General features: G+C 73.9%; 15 protein-coding genes. 5 read left to right on the forward strand and 10 right to left on the reverse strand.

Annotated features, from left to right (window positions below):
• Positions 1-319 precede the first annotated feature (319 nt).
• Entirely contained in the window at positions 320-763 is a 444-nt protein-coding gene (locus ABEB16_RS09270; RefSeq protein ID WP_345711971.1) for an OsmC family peroxiredoxin, read from the forward strand.
• 24 nt (positions 764-787) lie between these two features.
• Here the strand turns inward: ABEB16_RS09270 and ABEB16_RS09275 are convergent, their stop codons facing one another.
• The 4 genes from ABEB16_RS09275 to ABEB16_RS09290 form a co-directional block, all read right to left on the reverse strand.
• Positions 788-2,221: a serine hydrolase domain-containing protein gene (locus ABEB16_RS09275; protein ID WP_345711972.1), complete on the reverse strand. Its 1,434-nt coding sequence runs from the start codon at positions 2,219-2,221 to the stop codon at positions 788-790.
• Between the two features lie 179 nt (positions 2,222-2,400).
• Positions 2,401-4,059 (reverse strand): catalase, encoded by a 1,659-nt coding sequence (locus ABEB16_RS09280; protein ID WP_345711973.1) that lies wholly within the window; start codon positions 4,057-4,059, stop codon positions 2,401-2,403.
• Between the two features lie 43 nt (positions 4,060-4,102).
• Positions 4,103-4,546 carry a Fur family transcriptional regulator gene (locus ABEB16_RS09285; protein WP_345711974.1) on the reverse strand — a complete coding sequence of 148 codons (444 nt, stop codon included), beginning with the start codon at positions 4,544-4,546 and terminating at the stop codon, positions 4,103-4,105.
• Positions 4,547-4,617: 71 nt separating this feature from the next.
• Positions 4,618-5,442, reverse strand: coding sequence for an SDR family oxidoreductase (locus ABEB16_RS09290; RefSeq protein WP_345711975.1), 825 nt, complete (start codon positions 5,440-5,442; stop codon positions 4,618-4,620).
• 111 nt (positions 5,443-5,553) lie between these two features.
• Between ABEB16_RS09290 and ABEB16_RS09295 the strand changes: the two genes are divergently transcribed.
• The 4 genes from ABEB16_RS09295 (at position 5,554) to ABEB16_RS09310 (ending at position 9,262) form a co-directional block, all read left to right on the forward strand.
• Positions 5,554-7,200: a metallophosphoesterase family protein gene (locus ABEB16_RS09295; RefSeq protein ID WP_345711976.1), complete on the forward strand. Its 1,647-nt coding sequence runs from the start codon at positions 5,554-5,556 to the stop codon at positions 7,198-7,200.
• Between the two features lie 101 nt (positions 7,201-7,301).
• Complete coding sequence (locus tag ABEB16_RS09300; RefSeq protein WP_345711977.1) at positions 7,302-7,538, forward strand: hypothetical protein; 237 nt, start codon at positions 7,302-7,304, stop codon at positions 7,536-7,538.
• 101 nt (positions 7,539-7,639) lie between these two features.
• On the forward strand, positions 7,640-8,260 hold the full coding sequence (locus ABEB16_RS09305) for a DUF47 domain-containing protein (RefSeq protein ID WP_345711978.1): 621 nt from the start codon (positions 7,640-7,642) through the stop codon (positions 8,258-8,260).
• Between the two features lie 3 nt (positions 8,261-8,263).
• A complete protein-coding gene (locus tag ABEB16_RS09310) occupies positions 8,264-9,262 on the forward strand; it encodes an inorganic phosphate transporter (protein WP_345711979.1) in 999 nt (332 codons plus the stop codon).
• A 96-nt stretch (positions 9,263-9,358) separates the two neighbouring features.
• On the opposite strand, the gene pstB is transcribed toward ABEB16_RS09310, so the two are convergent.
• The 6 genes from pstB to ppk1 all read right to left on the reverse strand — a co-directional run.
• Complete coding sequence (gene pstB, locus ABEB16_RS09315) at positions 9,359-10,138, reverse strand: phosphate ABC transporter ATP-binding protein PstB (protein ID WP_345711980.1); 780 nt, start codon at positions 10,136-10,138, stop codon at positions 9,359-9,361.
• A 92-nt stretch (positions 10,139-10,230) separates the two neighbouring features.
• Entirely contained in the window at positions 10,231-11,316 is a 1,086-nt protein-coding gene (gene pstA / locus ABEB16_RS09320; RefSeq protein WP_425560146.1) for a phosphate ABC transporter permease PstA, read from the reverse strand.
• A complete protein-coding gene (gene pstC, locus ABEB16_RS09325; protein ID WP_345711981.1) occupies positions 11,316-12,260 on the reverse strand; it encodes a phosphate ABC transporter permease subunit PstC in 945 nt (314 codons plus the stop codon). Before pstC ends, pstA begins: the two co-directional genes overlap by 1 nt.
• Before the next feature lie 170 nt (positions 12,261-12,430).
• The gene (gene pstS / locus ABEB16_RS09330) at positions 12,431-13,531 is read right to left on the reverse strand and encodes a phosphate ABC transporter substrate-binding protein PstS (RefSeq protein WP_345711982.1); all 1,101 of its coding nucleotides are present in this window, start codon (positions 13,529-13,531) and stop codon (positions 12,431-12,433) included.
• Positions 13,532-13,768: 237 nt separating this feature from the next.
• Positions 13,769-14,725, reverse strand: coding sequence for an NUDIX hydrolase (locus ABEB16_RS09335; protein ID WP_345711983.1), 957 nt, complete (start codon positions 14,723-14,725; stop codon positions 13,769-13,771).
• Positions 14,722-15,976, reverse strand: a 1,255-nt coding sequence (ppk1, locus tag ABEB16_RS09340) for a polyphosphate kinase 1 (RefSeq protein ID WP_345711984.1), incomplete at its 5' end; no start/stop codon positions are given. The genes ppk1 and ABEB16_RS09335, both read right to left, overlap by 4 nt.

The raw sequence follows: 15,976 nt of genomic DNA on the forward strand, positions 1-15,976 counted from the left end.
CGTGGGGTTCGCGCGAGGGCGGCGCGCAGGCCGCGCGCGACTGACGCACCCCGCACGACCCGGCGCCCGGGTCCCCTCACCGAGGGGGCCCGGGCGCCGTCGCGTTGGCCGGGCCCCTTCTCGCCCATCTCCGGGTTCGGGCGCTCGAAAGCGGCACGGGGAGCGCCCGAACCCGGAGATGGGCGGCGAAGCGGCCATGGGGAGCGCCCGAACCCGGAGACGGGCGGGAGGAAGGGCCCGGGGTGGTGCCGCCCGGGCGCGCGGCGGAGGATGGCCGCGGCCCCGCACGGGACCGGATCCGCACGTCGAGAGGAACGCCATGCCCACGCGCACCGCCCGCACCGCCTGGAACGGCGGGCTCGCCGACGGCTCCGGCCAGGTGGAGCTCAGCAGCTCGAAGGTCGGCACGTTCGACGTCTCCTTCCCCAAGCGCGCCGCCGACGACGCCGGGGGCACCACCAGCCCGGAGGAGCTGATCGCCGCCGCACACACCTCCTGCTACGCCATGCAGCTGTCGGCGCTGATCGGGGAGGCGGGCGGTACCCCGCAGAGCCTGGAGGTGACCGCGGACGTCACCCTCGAGCCCGACCCGGCCGGGGGCTTCCGCATCTCCGCGATCGCCCTCACCGTCCGCGGCGAGGTCGAGGGCCTCGACGCCGCCGGCTTCGCGAAGGCCGCCGAGGACGCCAAGGCCACCTGCCCCGTCAGCAAGGCGCTGGCCGGGGTCGACGAGATGACGCTGGACGCCGCGCTGGAGAGCTGAGCCGCAGCCGCCCGCGCCCGGCCCTCAGCTCGTCCGGGCGCGCACCCGGTCGAGGCGGGCGACCTCAGCGGTGACCTCCTCGACCGGGCGCATCGTCATCGCCGACGGCCCGCGCAGCTCTACCACCGACCCGTCGGCCCCGAACGTCACCGGCCACAGCTCCCCGTGCGAGCCGTACCCGCCGTCGCGCACCACCCGCAGCGCCTCCACCCCGCTGGAGACGTCCACCGCCAGCTCCACGACGTGCGCGGTGGGATCGGCCTGCGCCGGGTCGAGCGCGAGCAGCGCCCCGCCGCAGCGGACGACGTCGAGCACCCCCCACAGGCTGGCGAACCGGCCCGTGAAGCGCTCCAGCTGGGGGTCGTCGCCGGTGCCCGCGGCGTGCCGGGCGAAGAGGTCGACGAGCTTGACCGTGCCGGCGGCCATCTCCGCGGCGGGGCCGTCGATGCAGTTGGTCGCCACCGCCACCGCCAGCCGCGCCACCGGGTCGAACAGGGTCTTCGTGATGTGCCCGGGGTAGCCGCCGCCGTGCCCGACGAGCCGGCGGTCGCCGATGCGCTCCACCGCGAAGCCCAGGCCGTAACCGCGCCCGTCGGCCTCGTCGGGGTCCACGACCCACTCCTCGCGCTGGGCCAGGCGCTTGGAGTCGTCGTCGAGCAGCCGCTCGTCGCCGAGGAAGTGCGCCGCGGCCCAGCGGACCACGTCGGTGGCGGTGCTGCCGAAACCGGTGGCCGCGGCCAGCGCGCGGGTGTCGACGTGCTCGATGGGGATGCGGGTGTCGGCGTAGGACAGGGCGGAGTAGCCGGTGGCGTAGTCGCCGGCCCGGTCCGGGTCGTACTCGCAGGCGGTGTCGCGCAGACCGAGGGGCTGCAGGATGCGCGTCGTCACGACCTCCGCGTAGGGGCGCCCGCCGGCCGCCTCCACGACGAGGCCCAGCAGCCCGTAGGCGATGTTGGAGTACTTGAACCGCTCCCCGCGCGGCAGCACCGCGGCGGAGTCGGCGGCGATGGCGCGCAGCCCGCCGGCGTCGGGGAAGGGGGCGCGCAGCTGCCAGAACCCCCCGTCGTGGCCGTCGCGCACGAGGCCGGCGCCGTGGGAGAGCAGTTCGCGCAGCGTGGCGCGCGCGAGCTGGGGACCGGCCTGCACCGTCCACGGCAGGTGGGTCGAGAGGGGGTCGTCCAGGCGCAGGCGACCCTGCTCGGCGAGCTGGAGCAGCGCCGTGGCGGTGAACGTCTTGGAGTGCGACGCGATGCGGAACAGGTGCTGCCCGGTGAGCGGCGCACCCCGTTCGACGTCGGCGAGGCCGTGCGCACCGGAGGAGACGACGCGGTCGGCGAACAGCACGGCGGTCTGCACCCCGGGCACGCGGCCGGTGCGGCGGCGCAGGGCGATCCAGCCGTCGGCGCAGCGGGCCGCGGCGGTGACGAGGTCCGGGGTGAGCGCGGGCGCGGGGGTCACGCGCGCACCGTAGCGACCGGCGGTGAACCGGCGTGGAACGCGCGGTGCCCGCGGACCGCCGGACGCGTGCTGCCCGCGGACACCCCGCGGACACAGCGCGGCGCCGTCCGGGAAGGGGACCCGGACGGCGCCGCGGGGCCGGGAGCGCTCCGCGGCGGGGGACCGCGGAGCGCGCCCCGTCAGGAGGCGACGACGACGTGCTCGTTGGGCACGCAGTGGGTCATGGTGAGACCCGAGACGTCGCGGGGGCCGTTCTTGCCGAGGTTGGCCAGGCGCGCCTGCTCCTCCTCGTCCAGGGTCTGCGACTGCAGCGGCGGCAGGTGGCGCACGTCGTCCGGCGTGATGCCGAGGCCCTCACCGACGCGCAGGCCGAGCTCGTCCTCCACCATCAGGAAGTGCCACACCATCCGCTCCTGGATGGGGCGGTCGCACTGCTGCAGGGCGCCGACCAGGTTGGCGACCAGGTCGTCCTTCTCCCACTGGTCGCTCAGCAGGTAGCGCTCGCCGGCCTGCTTGTAGTCGTTGGTGCGGGAGATGCGCTTGCGGGTCAGGCGCCCGTTGATCACCGGGCCCTGCTCGTCGTGCGTGGGGTAGGTGGCCTCCTTGAGGCCGCCGGTGATCGAGGGCTCGTAGTTGACGTGCGGGTTGGCCCCGACGTTGTCGCGCCCGTACGACATCTGCCCGCCCTGCTGGTTGGTGGCGACGGGAGCCTTGGGGCGGTTCACCGGCAGCTGCAGGTAGTTCGGGCCGACGCGGTAGCGCTGGGTGTCGGAGTAGGAGAACGTCCGGCCGACGAGCATCTTGTCGTCGGAGAAGTCCAGGCCGTCCACCAGCACGCCGGTGCCGAACGCGATCTGCTCGTTCTCGGCGAAGTTGTCGGTGACGTTGCGGTCGAGCACCATCTTGCCGATGGGGCGCAGCGGGAAGATCTCCTCCGGCCACACCTTGGTGTCGTCGAGCGGGTCGAAGTCCAGCTCGGGGTGGTCGTGGTCCTCCATGACCTGGACGTTGAGCTCCCACTCGGGGAAGTCGCCGGCCTCGATCGCGTCGTAGAGGTCCTTGGTGTGGGCGCCGAGGGTCTGCGCCTGCACGGCGGCGGCGTCGGCCGCGGTCCACGACTTCACGCCCTGCTTGGGCAGCCAGTGGTACTTCACGAGGACGGTCTCACCGGCGGCGTTGACCCACTTGTAGGTGTTCACGCCGAAGCCCTGCATCGTCCGGTACGAGGCCGGGGTGCCGCGGGGGCTGAAGACCAGCATCACCATGTGCATGGCCTCGGGGGTCTGGCTGAAGAAGTCGAACGCCCGGTTGGCGACGCCCGCCTCGAAGGTCACCGGGTCCGGCTTCTGGGAGTGGATGAAGTCGGGGAACTTGATGGCGTCGCGGATGAAGAAGACGCCGAGGTTGTTGCCGACGAGGTCCCAGTTGCCGTCCTCGGTGTAGAACTTCACCGCGAAACCGCGCGGGTCGCGCGCGGACTCGGAGGAGTCCCGGCCGCCGGCGACGGTGGAGAAGCGGATCGCGAGGTCGGTGCGCTTGCCCTTCTCCTGGAACAGCTTCGCGCGGGTGTACTTCGCGATGGGCTCGTCCCCGAAGGACCCGTACGCCTCGAAGTAGCCGTACGCGGTGGTGCCGCGCGCGTGCACGACGCGCTCGGGGATCCGCTCGCGGTCGAAGTGGCTGATCTTCTCGAGGAACTGGTAGTTCTCCAGGGTGGCCGGGCCGCGCTCGCCGACGGTCCGCTGGTTCTGGTTGTCGTAGACCGGGTGGCCCTGGCGGTTGGTGAGCGTCGGACGGGTGTCGTCCGGGGCGCTGCTCTGGCTGGCGACGTCGGTCATCGCGGGTCCTCTCGTGGTGGTGCTGGCGGGGCTGTCGGGGGGGTCAGGAGGCGGCGGTCGCGAGGCGGACGGCGCAGTCCGGGCAGCGGCCCCAGAAGGTGACCTCGGCCTCGTCGATGGTGAAGCCGGCGGTCGCGGAGGGTTCGAGGCAGGGGGCGACGCCGCTGAGGCAGTCGACGTCGACGGTGGCGCCGCACTCCCGGCACACGAGGTGGTGGTGGTTGTCGCCCACGCGCGACTCGTAGCGCGCGGGGTGGCCGGCGGGCTCGATCCGGCGGGTGAGGCCCGCCAGGGTGAGGGCCTCCAGGCAGTCGTAGACGGCCTGCGTGGAGACGGCCCCGATCTCGGCGCGCACCCGCAGCTCGACCTCGGAGACGGCGAGGTGCTGCTGGGCGGCGGTCGCCGCGTCGAGGACGTCGAGGACGGCGACGCGGGGCCGGGTGGCGCGCAACCCGTGTGCGCGGAGCCGGTCGGCCGTCGTCTGCATGTCCCCATGGGACCAGACCTGTCTGGAACGAGTCAAGACAGGGGCTGTGGGGACGCCCTGCCGGGGGAACCTCAGACCCGGCGCCAGTCCCCCGCGGTGAGGTGCGAACCGGCCATCGGCCCCATCTGCAGCATGCCGCCGTCCACGACGAGGGAGTGGCCGGTGACGTAGGACGCCTGCGGGGAGGCGAGGAACGCCACCGCCGCCGCGATCTCGCGCGCATCACCCGGACGGCCCAGCGGCACCCCCGGGCGGTCCACCCCGCGGGGGTCGACGTCCTCCTGGCCGGTCATCGGGGTGGCGATCTCGCCGGGTGCGACGGCGTTGACCGTGATGCCGTGCTCGGCCAGCTCGATCGCCGCGGTCCGGGTCAGCAGCCCGAGGCCGCCCTTGGCCGCGCAGTAGGCGCTGGAGCCCACCCGCGGCTGGTGCTCGTGGACGCTCGTGATGTTGACGATCCGACCGCCGCGACCGGCCGCCACCATCCGGCGCGCCGCCCGCTGCAGGCACAGGAAGGCCCCGTCGAGGTCGGTGGCCAGCACCTCGCGCCAGTCGTCGTAGGACATCTCGAGCAGCGGGGTCGAGACGCCCGTGCCGGCGTCGTTGACGAGGACGTCCACCCCGCCCAGGGCCTCGGCGAGGTCGTCCACGACGTCGGCGGCACCCGGCAGCCGCGTCAGGTCGAGGTGGCGCACCTCGGCGCGCCGGCCCAGGGCGCGCACCTCCTCGGCGGTGCGCTCGCCCGCCGCCTCGTCGCGGTACCAGGTGACGCCGACGTCGCAGCCCAGCTCGGCCAGGGCGACGGCGGTGGCCCTGCCGATCCCGGACTCCGAGCCCGTGACGATCGCGGTGCGGGGCCGGCGCGGGGTGGAGGGGGCGGTCGGGTCGACGCTCATGCCCGCCCCGTGCCCGTCCGCGGGCGCCGCCAAACGCGGTTCCTGCGGCGCCCCGCGGGAGCACGGCGCTGAGGGGCACGGCACGGGCTGCTGGGGGAGGATGGGAGGGCCATGACCGACGAGCAGCCGCCGACCGCCGGCGACCGGGGTGGCGCCCACCGCGCCCCGCGGGAGGAGTCGGGCCCCACGCTCCGGCGGCTGCACCGGCGGGTGCTGCGCTGGGCGGCGCTGCTCGCCGTCGCGCTCGCCGGGGCCTGGGTGGGCGCGGCCCTCGCCCCCGGCACGACGACGTTCGTGGGGCCGCTGCAGACGGAGGTGCGGGTCAGCCCCAGTGCCTCGCCGGGGGTGCGGGTGGACCTGCCGCCGGTGGGCCAGGTCGCCTTCGACACCCACCGGGTGCCGGTCGCCGTCACCGCCCGCATCACCTCGGTCGACCTGGACGCCGCCAGCCGGCTCGTGCGCTCCCCGCAGCAGCTCCTCGCGCTGGAGGTGACGGCCGGCGACACGGTGCGCGCCGCCACCGTGCGCGCCGCCGCCTACGGCGCGCTGTGCACCCTCGCGGGAGCGGCCGGCGCCGTCCTGCTCGTCTTCCGCGGCGTGCGCCGCCCGCTGCAGGTCACCGCCGCCGGCACCGCGCTGCTGCTCGCCGGCGGCGGGGTCACGGTGCTCACCTTCGACGCCGGCGCCCTGCAGCAGCCGCGCTTCACCGGCCTGCTGTCGCAGGCCCCCTACATCGTGACCAACACCCGCAACGCCCTCGACCGCCTGGAGTCCTACCGCACCGGCCTGTCGCAGTTCGTGCGGCAGGTCACCACCCTCTACGCCGTCTCGGCCGACCTGCCGGTGCAGGGCGGTGCGGCGGACCCGACGGGCCTGGGGGAGGACGTCACCACCGTGCTGCACATCTCCGACATCCACCTCAACCCGCTGGGCTTCGACCTCGCCGCGTCCCTGGTGGGCCAGTTCGACGTCCAGGCCGTCGTCGACACCGGGGACGTCACCACGTGGGGCAGCACCCTGGAGTCGACGACCCTCAGCCGCACCGGCACCCTCGGCGCCCCGTACGTCTTCGTCCGCGGCAACCACGACTCCGTCGCCACCGCCGAGGAGGTGGCCCGCCAGCCCGGCGCCCTCGTCCTGGACGGCGGGCGGACCGAGGTCGTCGCGGGCATCCGCTTCGCGGGCATCGGCGACCCCCGCTTCACCCCCGCCGCGGAGGGGCAGACCGCCGAGGGCAGCGCGCTGGAGCAGGAGCGCGGCGCGACGAAGGTGCTGGCGCAGGCGATCACGACCTGGAACGCCGAGCACCCCGAGGACCCCGTCGACGTCGCCCTCATGCACAACCCGAGCGCGCCGGAACCGCTGCACGGCGTGGTGCCGCTGGTGCTGACCGGCCACATGCACTCCCGCTCGGTGGCGCTGGACGAGGCCTCCGGCACCCGCCTGATGGTGCAGGGCTCGACCGGCGGCGGCGGCATCAGCGAGCTGGAGCGCTTCTCCGAGGGGGAGCCGCTGCCGCTGGAGGCGACGCTGCTGCACTTCGCGGCCTCCGGCGACCGGCAGGGGCAGCTGGTCGCCTACGACGAGGTGACGGTGGGCGGCCTGGGCCTGGCCTCGGTGCAGCTGGAGCGCACGGTGGTCGACCCCGACGAGGTGCCGCCGCTGCGGGTGCCCTCGACCTCGCCCTCGACCGGCGGCTCCGCCGACGACCCGGGGTCGACGGCGTCCGCCGGCTCCGCGTCCGCCGCGGGGGGCTGACGCCGCCGGGGCCGATCCGGGCGGGGGAGGGGACCGATCGGGTGTGCAAGTGCGCCGATGCGCCCCGGCGCGCCGCCGGGGGGTCGTAGATTGACCCCACCATGACTGCTGCCTCCTCCCCCGACGGCGCGCCGCGCCGTCCTCCCGCTGCCGCGGCCGGGCGGGCGCCGGCCGCGCGGTCGCGGCGCGGGGACGAGGGCCTGGCCGACGACGAGCTGGCCGCGGAGATCGAGCTGTACACCGACGTGGTGCTCGCCGCATCGGAGAGTGACGGACCGCTGCGTGCGCCGGAGCTCGACCGGCTCCTCGGCGTGCAGGAGCCGGCCGAGGGCGCCTGAGGGCGGCGGGGGACGCGCGGCGCACCCCTCGGCCTCGCCTAGCATCGCCTGCGGGGTCGGAGTCCGCCGCCCCCGACCGCGATCGTCCGGGGGAGCCACCAGTGCGTCTGCGCCTGACCCCCCGGGACGACTCGTTCTACGAGCTGTTCGCCGCGATCGGGCGCATCCTCGTCGACGCCGCCACCGTGCTGGCCCAGTTCCTCGGCAGCGGCCAGCACGAGCGCGCCGAGCTGGCCGAGCGGATGCAGGAGCTCGAGCACGCCGGCGACGACGCCACCCACGCGGTGCTGCGGCGGGTGAACTCCTCGTTCGTGACGCCGTTCGACCGCGAGGACATCTACACCCTGGCCTCCCGGCTCGACGACTGCCTGGACGAGATGCACGCCGCGGTGGACCTCGTCGTCATCTACCGCGTCGGCGACCTGCTGCCGGGGCTGTCCGACGTCGTGCAGGTGCTCGTGCGCCAGGCCGAGCTCACCGCGGCGGCCATGCCCCGGCTGCGCTCCCCGCAGGGGCTCACCGACTACTGGGTCGAGGTCAGCCGCCTGGAGAACCAGGCCGACGCCGTCCGCCGGCGGCTGCTGGGCCGGTTGTTCGACGGCTCCTACGCCACCTTGGAGATCATGAAGCACAAGGAGGTCGTGGAAGCCCTGGACCGGGCCGCCGACGCCTTCGAGCACGTCGCGCAGACCGTCGAGACCATGGCCCTCAAGGAGTCGTGACGGGTGGAGCTCGTCACCGTCCTCCTCGTCGTCGTGGTCGTCGTCGCGCTCGTCTTCGACTTCACGAACGGTTTCCACGACGCGGCCAACGCCATCGCCACCTCGGTCTCGACGCGGGCGCTCACCCCGCGCGTCGCCCTGCTCATGGCGGCCGCCCTGAACCTGGTCGGGGCCTTCCTCGGGGAGGGGGTGGCCCAGACCATCGGCAGCGGGATCATCACCCCGCCGTCGGGGGTCGAGGGCATGACGGTCGTGCTGGCCGCCCTGCTGGGGGCGATCACCTGGAACCTCCTGACGTGGCGGCTGGGCCTGCCGTCCTCCTCGTCGCACGCCCTCATCGGCGGCCTCGGCGGTGCCGGTCTCGTCGCGGGCGCCGAGGAGCACTGGTCGGTCGCCGTGGACCTCGTCCTCGTGCCGATGGTGCTCTCCCCCCTGGTGGGTTTCGTGCTGGCCTACCTCGTCATGGTGGGCCTGCTGTGGTTGTGCCGCCGCGCCAACCCGGGGGTCGCCAACCGGCGTTTCCGCCTCGCCCAGACGCTGTCGGCGGCCGCGATGGCGCTGGGGCACGGCCTGCAGGACGCGCAGAAGACGATGGGCGTCATCGTGCTGGCGCTCGTGGCGTCCGGCCACCACTCCGGTGCGGGCATCCCGTGGTGGGTGACGGTCCTGGCGGCGCTCGCCATCGCCCTGGGCACGTACGCCGGCGGGTGGCGGATCATGCGGACGCTCGGGCGGCGCATCATCCACCTGGACCCCGCGCGCGGTTTCGCGGCCGAGACGGTCTCCGCCTCGATCCTCTACGTCGCGGCGATCGGCTTCCACGCGCCCGTCTCCACCACGCACACGATCAGCGCGGCCGTCATGGGGGTCGGTGCCACGAAGCGCCTGTCGGCGGTGCGCTGGGGGGTGGCCCGCTCGATCGTCGTCGCGTGGTTGCTGACCCTGCCGGCGGCGGGCCTGGCCGCGGCCGCGGCCTGCCTGCTGCTGCGCCTGGTGCTCTGAGGGCATCCGTCGCCCGCCGGGGAGACCCGGCCCGCACGCACGAGGGCCCGGCGGGGGAAGTCCCCCGCCGGGCCCTCGTGCGCGGTGCGCGGCCGATCAGCCGAAGCGGCCGGAGATGTAGTCCTCGGTGGCCTTCTGCGACGGGTTGGAGAAGATCGTCGTGGTGTCGTCCATCTCCACGACCTTGCCGGGCTTGCCGACGCCGGCGAGGTTGAAGAAGGCCGTCTTGTCGCTGACGCGGGCGGCCTGCTGCATGTTGTGGGTGACGATCACGATCGTGTACTCGGACTTCAGCTGCTCGATGAGGTCCTCCACCGCGAGGGTGGAGATCGGGTCGAGCGCGGAGCACGGCTCGTCCATGAGCAGCACCGACGGCTGGATGGCGATGGCGCGGGCGATGCACAGGCGCTGCTGCTGGCCGCCGGACAGGCCCGAGCCGGGGCGGTTGAGGCGGTCCTTCACCTCGGCCCACAGGTTCGCGCCGCGCAGCGACTTCTCCACGAGGTCGTCGAGGTCGCTCTTCTTCATGCGCTTGGCGTTGAGGCGCACGCCCGCGGCGACGTTCTCGTAGATCGACATCGTCGGGAACGGGTTGGGCCGCTGGAACACCATGCCGATGTGGCGGCGCACCGTCACCGGGTCGACGCCGGCGCCGTAGAGGTCCTGGCCGTCCATGACGACCTTGCCCTGCACGTGGGCGCCGGGGATGACCTCGTGCATGCGGTTGAGCGAGCGCAGGAACGTGGACTTGCCGCAGCCGGACGGGCCGATGAGCGCGGTCACGGCGCGGGGCTCGATGGTCATCGAGACGCTCTCGACCGCCAGGAAGTCCCCGTAGTAGATGTTCAGGTCGGACACGTCGATGAGCTTGGCCACTGCGGCTCCCTCGGGAGGTGTGCTGGTCGGGGTGGGTGTCGGGGTGCCCCCGCCCCCGCCGGTGCGGCGGGGGCGCAGGGCGGTGCCGCGGGTCAGCGGCCGGCCTTCGGGGCGAAGAAGTACGAGATGAGGCGGGCGACGAGGTTCAGCGCCATCACCAGCGCGATGAGGACGAGCGCCGCCGTCCACGCCCGGTCGATCGAGAACTCCGGCGGCACGCCGGGCTGGGTGTACGAGAAGTACGAGAACACCGGCAGCGTCGCCATCCGGCCGGAGAACAGGTCGAAGTTCGTCCCGACGGTGGAGCCGACGGTCACCAGCAGCGGGGCCGTCTCGCCGGTGACGCGGGCGACGGCCAGGGTGACACCGGTGGCGATGCCGCCGATCGAGGTGCGCAGCACGACCTTGACGATGGTGCGCCACTTCGGCACGCCCAGGGCGTAGGACGCCTCGCGCAGCTCGTTGGGGACGAGCTTGAGCATCTCCTCGCAGGAGCGCACCACGACGGGGATCATGAGCACCGACAGGGCGACGGCGCCGATGATGCCGAACCGCACGCGCGGGCCGAGGATCAGCGTGAAGGCCGCGATGGCGAACAGGCCGGCGACGATGGACGGGATGCCCGTCATGACGTCGACGAAGAACGTGATCGCCCGGGCGAGCCGGCCGCGGCCGTACTCCACGAGGTAGATCGCGGTCAGCAGGCCGATCGGCACCGAGATGATCGTGGTCGCGACCGTGACGAGCACGGTGCCCCAGATGGCGTGCAGCGCGCCGCCGCCCTCGCCGACCACGCCGCGCATCGACCAGGTGAAGAAGTCCGCGTCGAGGCGGGCGGCGCCCTGCTCCACGACCGTCCAGACGACGGAGACGAGGGGCACCATGGCGATGAGGAACGCGACCGTCACGAGCGCGGTGACGAGGCGGTCGGTGGCCTGGCGGCCGCCCTCGACCACCAGGGAGAGCAGCCAGGTGCCGGCGACGGCGAGCAGGGCGGTGATGACCGCCACGCCCGCCACGGTGGTCTTGCCCGGCAGGGTCACCAGCAGCGCGACGACGAGCGCGGCGGCGGTGACGGCGAGCGGTGCCCACCTCGGCAGGCGCTTCTCGGTCATGCCCTGCGGGACGACGGTCGTCGTGGCCGACCCGGGACCGGACGTGGTGTCGGTGGTGGACATCAGTTGGCTCCGGAGAACTCGGCGCGGCGGTTGACGATCCAGCGGGCCAGGGCGTTGACCGCGAAGGTGAGGACGAACAGCACGAGGCCGCTCGCGATGAGGACGGCGATGCCGGTGCCGGAGGCCTCGGGGAACTGCAGCGCGATGTTCGCCGGGATCGTCGAGGGGTTCGAGGCGCTGATCAGGTTGAACGTCACGCCGCCGGAGGCGGACAGCACCAGGGCGACGGCCATCGTCTCGCCGAGCGCGCGGCCCAGGCCGAGCATCGCTGCGCTGATGACGCCGGAGCGGCCGTAGGGGATGACCGCGTAGCGGATGGTTTCCCAGCGGGTCGCGCCGAGGGCCAGCGCGGCCTCCTCGTGCAGCCGCGGCGTCTGCAGGAACACCTCCCGGGACAGGGCGGTGATGATCGGCAGGATCATCACGGCCAGCACCAGCCCGGCGGTGAAGATGGTGCGGCCGGTGGGCGAGGCGGGGCCGGCGAAGAACGGGATCCACGAGGCGTTCTCCGCGAGCCAGGCGTAGGCCGGCTGCATCTGCGGGGCGAGCCACTGGATGCCCCACAGGCCGTAGACGATGCTCGGCACGGCCGCGAGCAGGTCCACCGCGTAGCCGAGGCCCTGCGCGAAGCGGCGCGGCGCGTAGTGGGAGATGTACAGGGCGATGCCGATGGCCAGCGGGGTGGCGACGACGAGGGCGATGACCGACGACAGCACCGTGCCGAAGAGCAGCGGGCCGATGTAGCCGGCCAGGCCGCCCTCGCCGATCTCCTCCGCCGGGGCGGTGAAGGCGGGCAGCGCCCGCACCAGCAGGAACGCCGCCACGCCCGCGAGGATCGCGAGGATGAGGACGCCGGCCGCGGTCGAGACGCCCTGGAAGATCTTGTCGCCCGGCCTCGTCGCCGCCTTGGGGACGGTCTTGGCGGGGGTGGCTGTGCTGCTCACGCGCTCCCTCTCCGATGTGCGTGCTGCGGGTGGTGCCGGCGGGGCACCGGCGGGTCTGCCGCTGCGGCCGGGGACCTCCCCGTCACAGCGATCGGGGCGGCTGCGCGGACCTGCTCCGGCCCCCGCGCAGCCGCCCCTCAGCCCTCAGGGGCTGGATGGCGCGAGCGTCGTCAGCTGATCGACTCGATGGCGGCGGTGGCCTCCTCGGTCAGCGTCGAGGACAGCGGGGCGGAGCCCGCGGCGTCGGCCGCCGCCTGCTGGCCCTCCTCGCTGACGACGTAGCTGAGGAAGGACTTCACGAGCTCGGCCTGGGTGGCGTCCTCGTACTTGGTGCAGGCGACGTGGTACGAGACGAGGACGACCGGGTAGGCGCCCGCGGCGGTCGTCGTGCGGTCGATGTCGACGGCGATGTCGCCCTCGGGGCGGCCCTCGGCCTCCGGGGAGGCGTCGACGACGGCGGCGGCCGACTCGGCCGTGGGGGCCACGTAGGCGTCGCCCACCTTCAGGCTCGCCACCCCCAGGTCACCGGCCTGGCTGAGGTCGGCGTAGCCGATGGAGCCGGCGCCGGCGGTGACGGCGGAGACGACACCGGAGGTGCCCTGCGCGGCCTCGCCGCCGGGCAGCGGCCACTCGCCGTCGGGCTCGGCGGTCCAGGCGCCCTCGCCGGCCTTGGAGAGGTAGTCGGTGAAGTTCGTGGTGGTGCCGGAGTCGTCCGCGCGGTGCACCGGGTTGATCGCCGTCGCCGGCAGCGTCTTGCCGGGGTTGTCCGCGGCGATCTCGGCGGCGTCCCAGGTGGTGATCGCGCCGGAGAAGATCTTGGCGACCGTGGGGGCGCTCAGCTGCAGGTCGGCCACCTCGGGGAGGTTGTAGATGACCGCGATGGGGGAGACGTAGACCGGGATGTCGATGGCGTTGCCGCCGGGGCAGGTCTCCTCCGCCTGGGTCAGCTCCTCCTCGTCGAGGTAGGCGTCGGAACCTGCGAAGTCCACGGCGCCGCTGAGGAACTGCTCGCGGCCCGCGCCGGAACCGGCCGGGTCGTAGTTGACGGTCACGTCGGGCTGCGCGGCGGAGTAGCCGGCGATCCAGGCGTCCATGGCGGCCTTCTGCGAGCTGGCGCCCGCGCCGCTCAGCTCACCGCTGAGGGCCTCGGAGCTGCTCGTGCTGCTGTCGTCGGTCGTGCCGGTGTCCTCGTTGCTGGCGCCGCAGGCGGCCAGGCCGAGGGAGAGCAGCAGGGCGGCGGGCAGAGCGGTGCGGCTCAGGCTGGAGCGCATGCGGGGTGTCCTCGATTCGCGGAGGTGGACATCTGCGGTTCTCATGCGTCCGAGGCCCTCGTCGTTGAGTTCCCAGACATCCAGAAGGTAGGGAGGGCAGGTGGACGGATGACCGTCGGCGGGTTAACGGGAGGTGAACCCGGTTCGGAAACAACCCGTTGGGTGCAACACATCGGTAACGACGTTGGGCCGCAGGGGTGGTTCACCCCTCGAGTCTGCCCCTGAGTTCACGTTCCGTCACGCCGAGTGGTGCTCCATCGCGACGACCCGCACCGACCCGCCCACCCCCGCCACGTGCGCCACCGCCGCCTCGCCCGGGTGCAGCGCGATCTTGCGCAACCGCTGCGCCACAGCGCTTCCCGCCCGCGCCGCCAGCGCGTCCAGCAGCGTCGGCAGCACCGGGCGGTGCGAGCACAGCACCACCGCGCGCCCCGCGCCGAGCAGGCCGGCGACCAGGGCCCTCGTCACCTCGGGTGACTGTTCGTGGCCGGCCTCGCTGAGCGCCGGATCCGTCCCCAGCCGCACCCCCGCCCCCGCGGCGAACGGCTGCACGCTCTGCGTGCACCGCGACCACGGCGAGCTCAGCACCCGCTCCGGGGCCCAGCACGACAGCAGCGGCCGCAGCAGCTCCGCCTGCGCCAGCCCCGCCACCGCCAGCGGGCGCTGCGCGTCCGGCCCCGACCACCCCGCCCGCGGGTGCGCCCTGCCGTGGCGCAGCACCACCAGCGGCCACGTCCCCCGCGGGGACTCCGCCAGCTGCGCCCGCAGCGCCGCCAGCGGCTCCAGGTCCTGCCCGTGCGTCAGCCGCCGCGCCGCCTCGTCGACGTCCAGCCACGCCGCGTCGTCCACCTCCGCCGGCGGCAGGACGAACCCCGCGCCGGCGTCCAGCGCCGTCGCCGCCCAGTAGCGCACCCGCTTGCGCCTGGAATCGGCCAGCGGGTACCGCAACGACCCCAGCCGGGGCCCCAGCCGCACCGCGAGCCCCGTCTCCTCCGCGGTCTCCCGCACCGCCGCGACGGCGGCCCGCTCGCCCTCCTCCAGCTTCCCCTTCGGCCACGACCAGTCCGCCGAGCGCCCCTTGTCCCGGCGTTCCGGGCGGTGCACGAGCAGCACCTCCAGCAGCCGGCCGCGGTGGCGGTGCACGACGCAGCCCGCCGCCTCGACGCGGCCGGTGCCGGCCGCGGCGCCGCTCACCGGCGGCGGGCGGGCCGGCGTCCGGGGCGGGTCGCGATCGTGTGTTCCTGCATGTCCACCAGCGGGTTGCCGTCCGCGTCGCGGTGGTGCCGCGTCCAGCACCCGTCCGGGCCCAGGTGCCAGGACGAGGTCCGCTCGTCCATGCACAGGTCCAGCAGGGTCTCGATCTCCCGCACGTGGCGCGCGTCGCCCAGGCGGACCACGGCCTCCACCCGCCGGTCCAGGTTGCGGTGCATCATGTCCGCGCTGCCGATCATCGCGACCGGGTCCCCGGCGTTGGCGAACCAGAAGATCCGGCTGTGCTCCAGGAAGCGGCCCAGGACGCTGCGCACCCGGATCCGCTCGCTCAGCCCCGGCACCCCCGGCTTCAGCGCGCAGATGCCGCGCACGACGACGTCCACGTCCACCCCCGCCTGCGAGGCGCGGTAGAGGGAGTCGATGACCGCCTCGTCGACGATGGAGTTCACCTTGATCCGCACCCGGGCCGGCTTGCCCTGCGCGTGGTTGTCGATCTCGCGCTGCACCCGGTCCACCAGCCCCGTGCGCAGCGACCGCGGCGCCACGAGCAGCCGCTTGTACGCCGTCTTCGGCGCGTAACCGGAGAGCTGGTTGAACAACCGCGTCAGGTCCTCCCCGACCTGCGGGTCGTCCGTCAGCAGACCGAGGTCCTCGTAGATGCGCGCGGTCTTCGGGTTGTAGTTGCCCGTGCCGACGTGGCAGTAGCGGCGCAGCCCGCTGGACTCCTGGCGCACGACGAGGCTGAGCTTCGCGTGCGTCTTCAGCCCCACCAGGCCGTAGACGACGTGCACGCCCGCCTGCTCCAGCTTGCGCGCCCACGTGATGTTCGCCTGCTCGTCGAAGCGGGCCTTGATCTCCACCAGCGCCAGCACCTGCTTGCCCGCCTCGGCGGCGTCGATGAGGGCGTCGACGATGGGGGAGTCACCGCTGGTGCGGTAGAGCGTCTGCTTGATCGCCAGCACCCGCGGGTCGGCCGCCGCCTGCTCCAGGAACGCCTGCACGCTCGTGGAGAACGAGTCGTAGGGGTGGTGCAGCAGCACGTCGTGGGCGCGGATCGCCGCGAACACGTCGCGCGGCTTGGCGGTCTCCGCGCCGTCGGTGAGGTCGCGGTGGGTGCGGGCGACGAACTTCGGGTACTTCAGCTCCGGCCGGTCGATGTCCGCGATGGCGAACAGGCCGCGCAGGTCGAGCGGCTCGGGGAGCTCGTACACCTCCTGCTCGCTGACCCCCAGC

The organism is Kineococcus glutinatus (assembly GCF_039542765.1).
Taxonomy (GTDB): Bacteria; Actinomycetota; Actinomycetes; order Actinomycetales; family Kineococcaceae; genus Kineococcus_A; species Kineococcus_A glutinatus.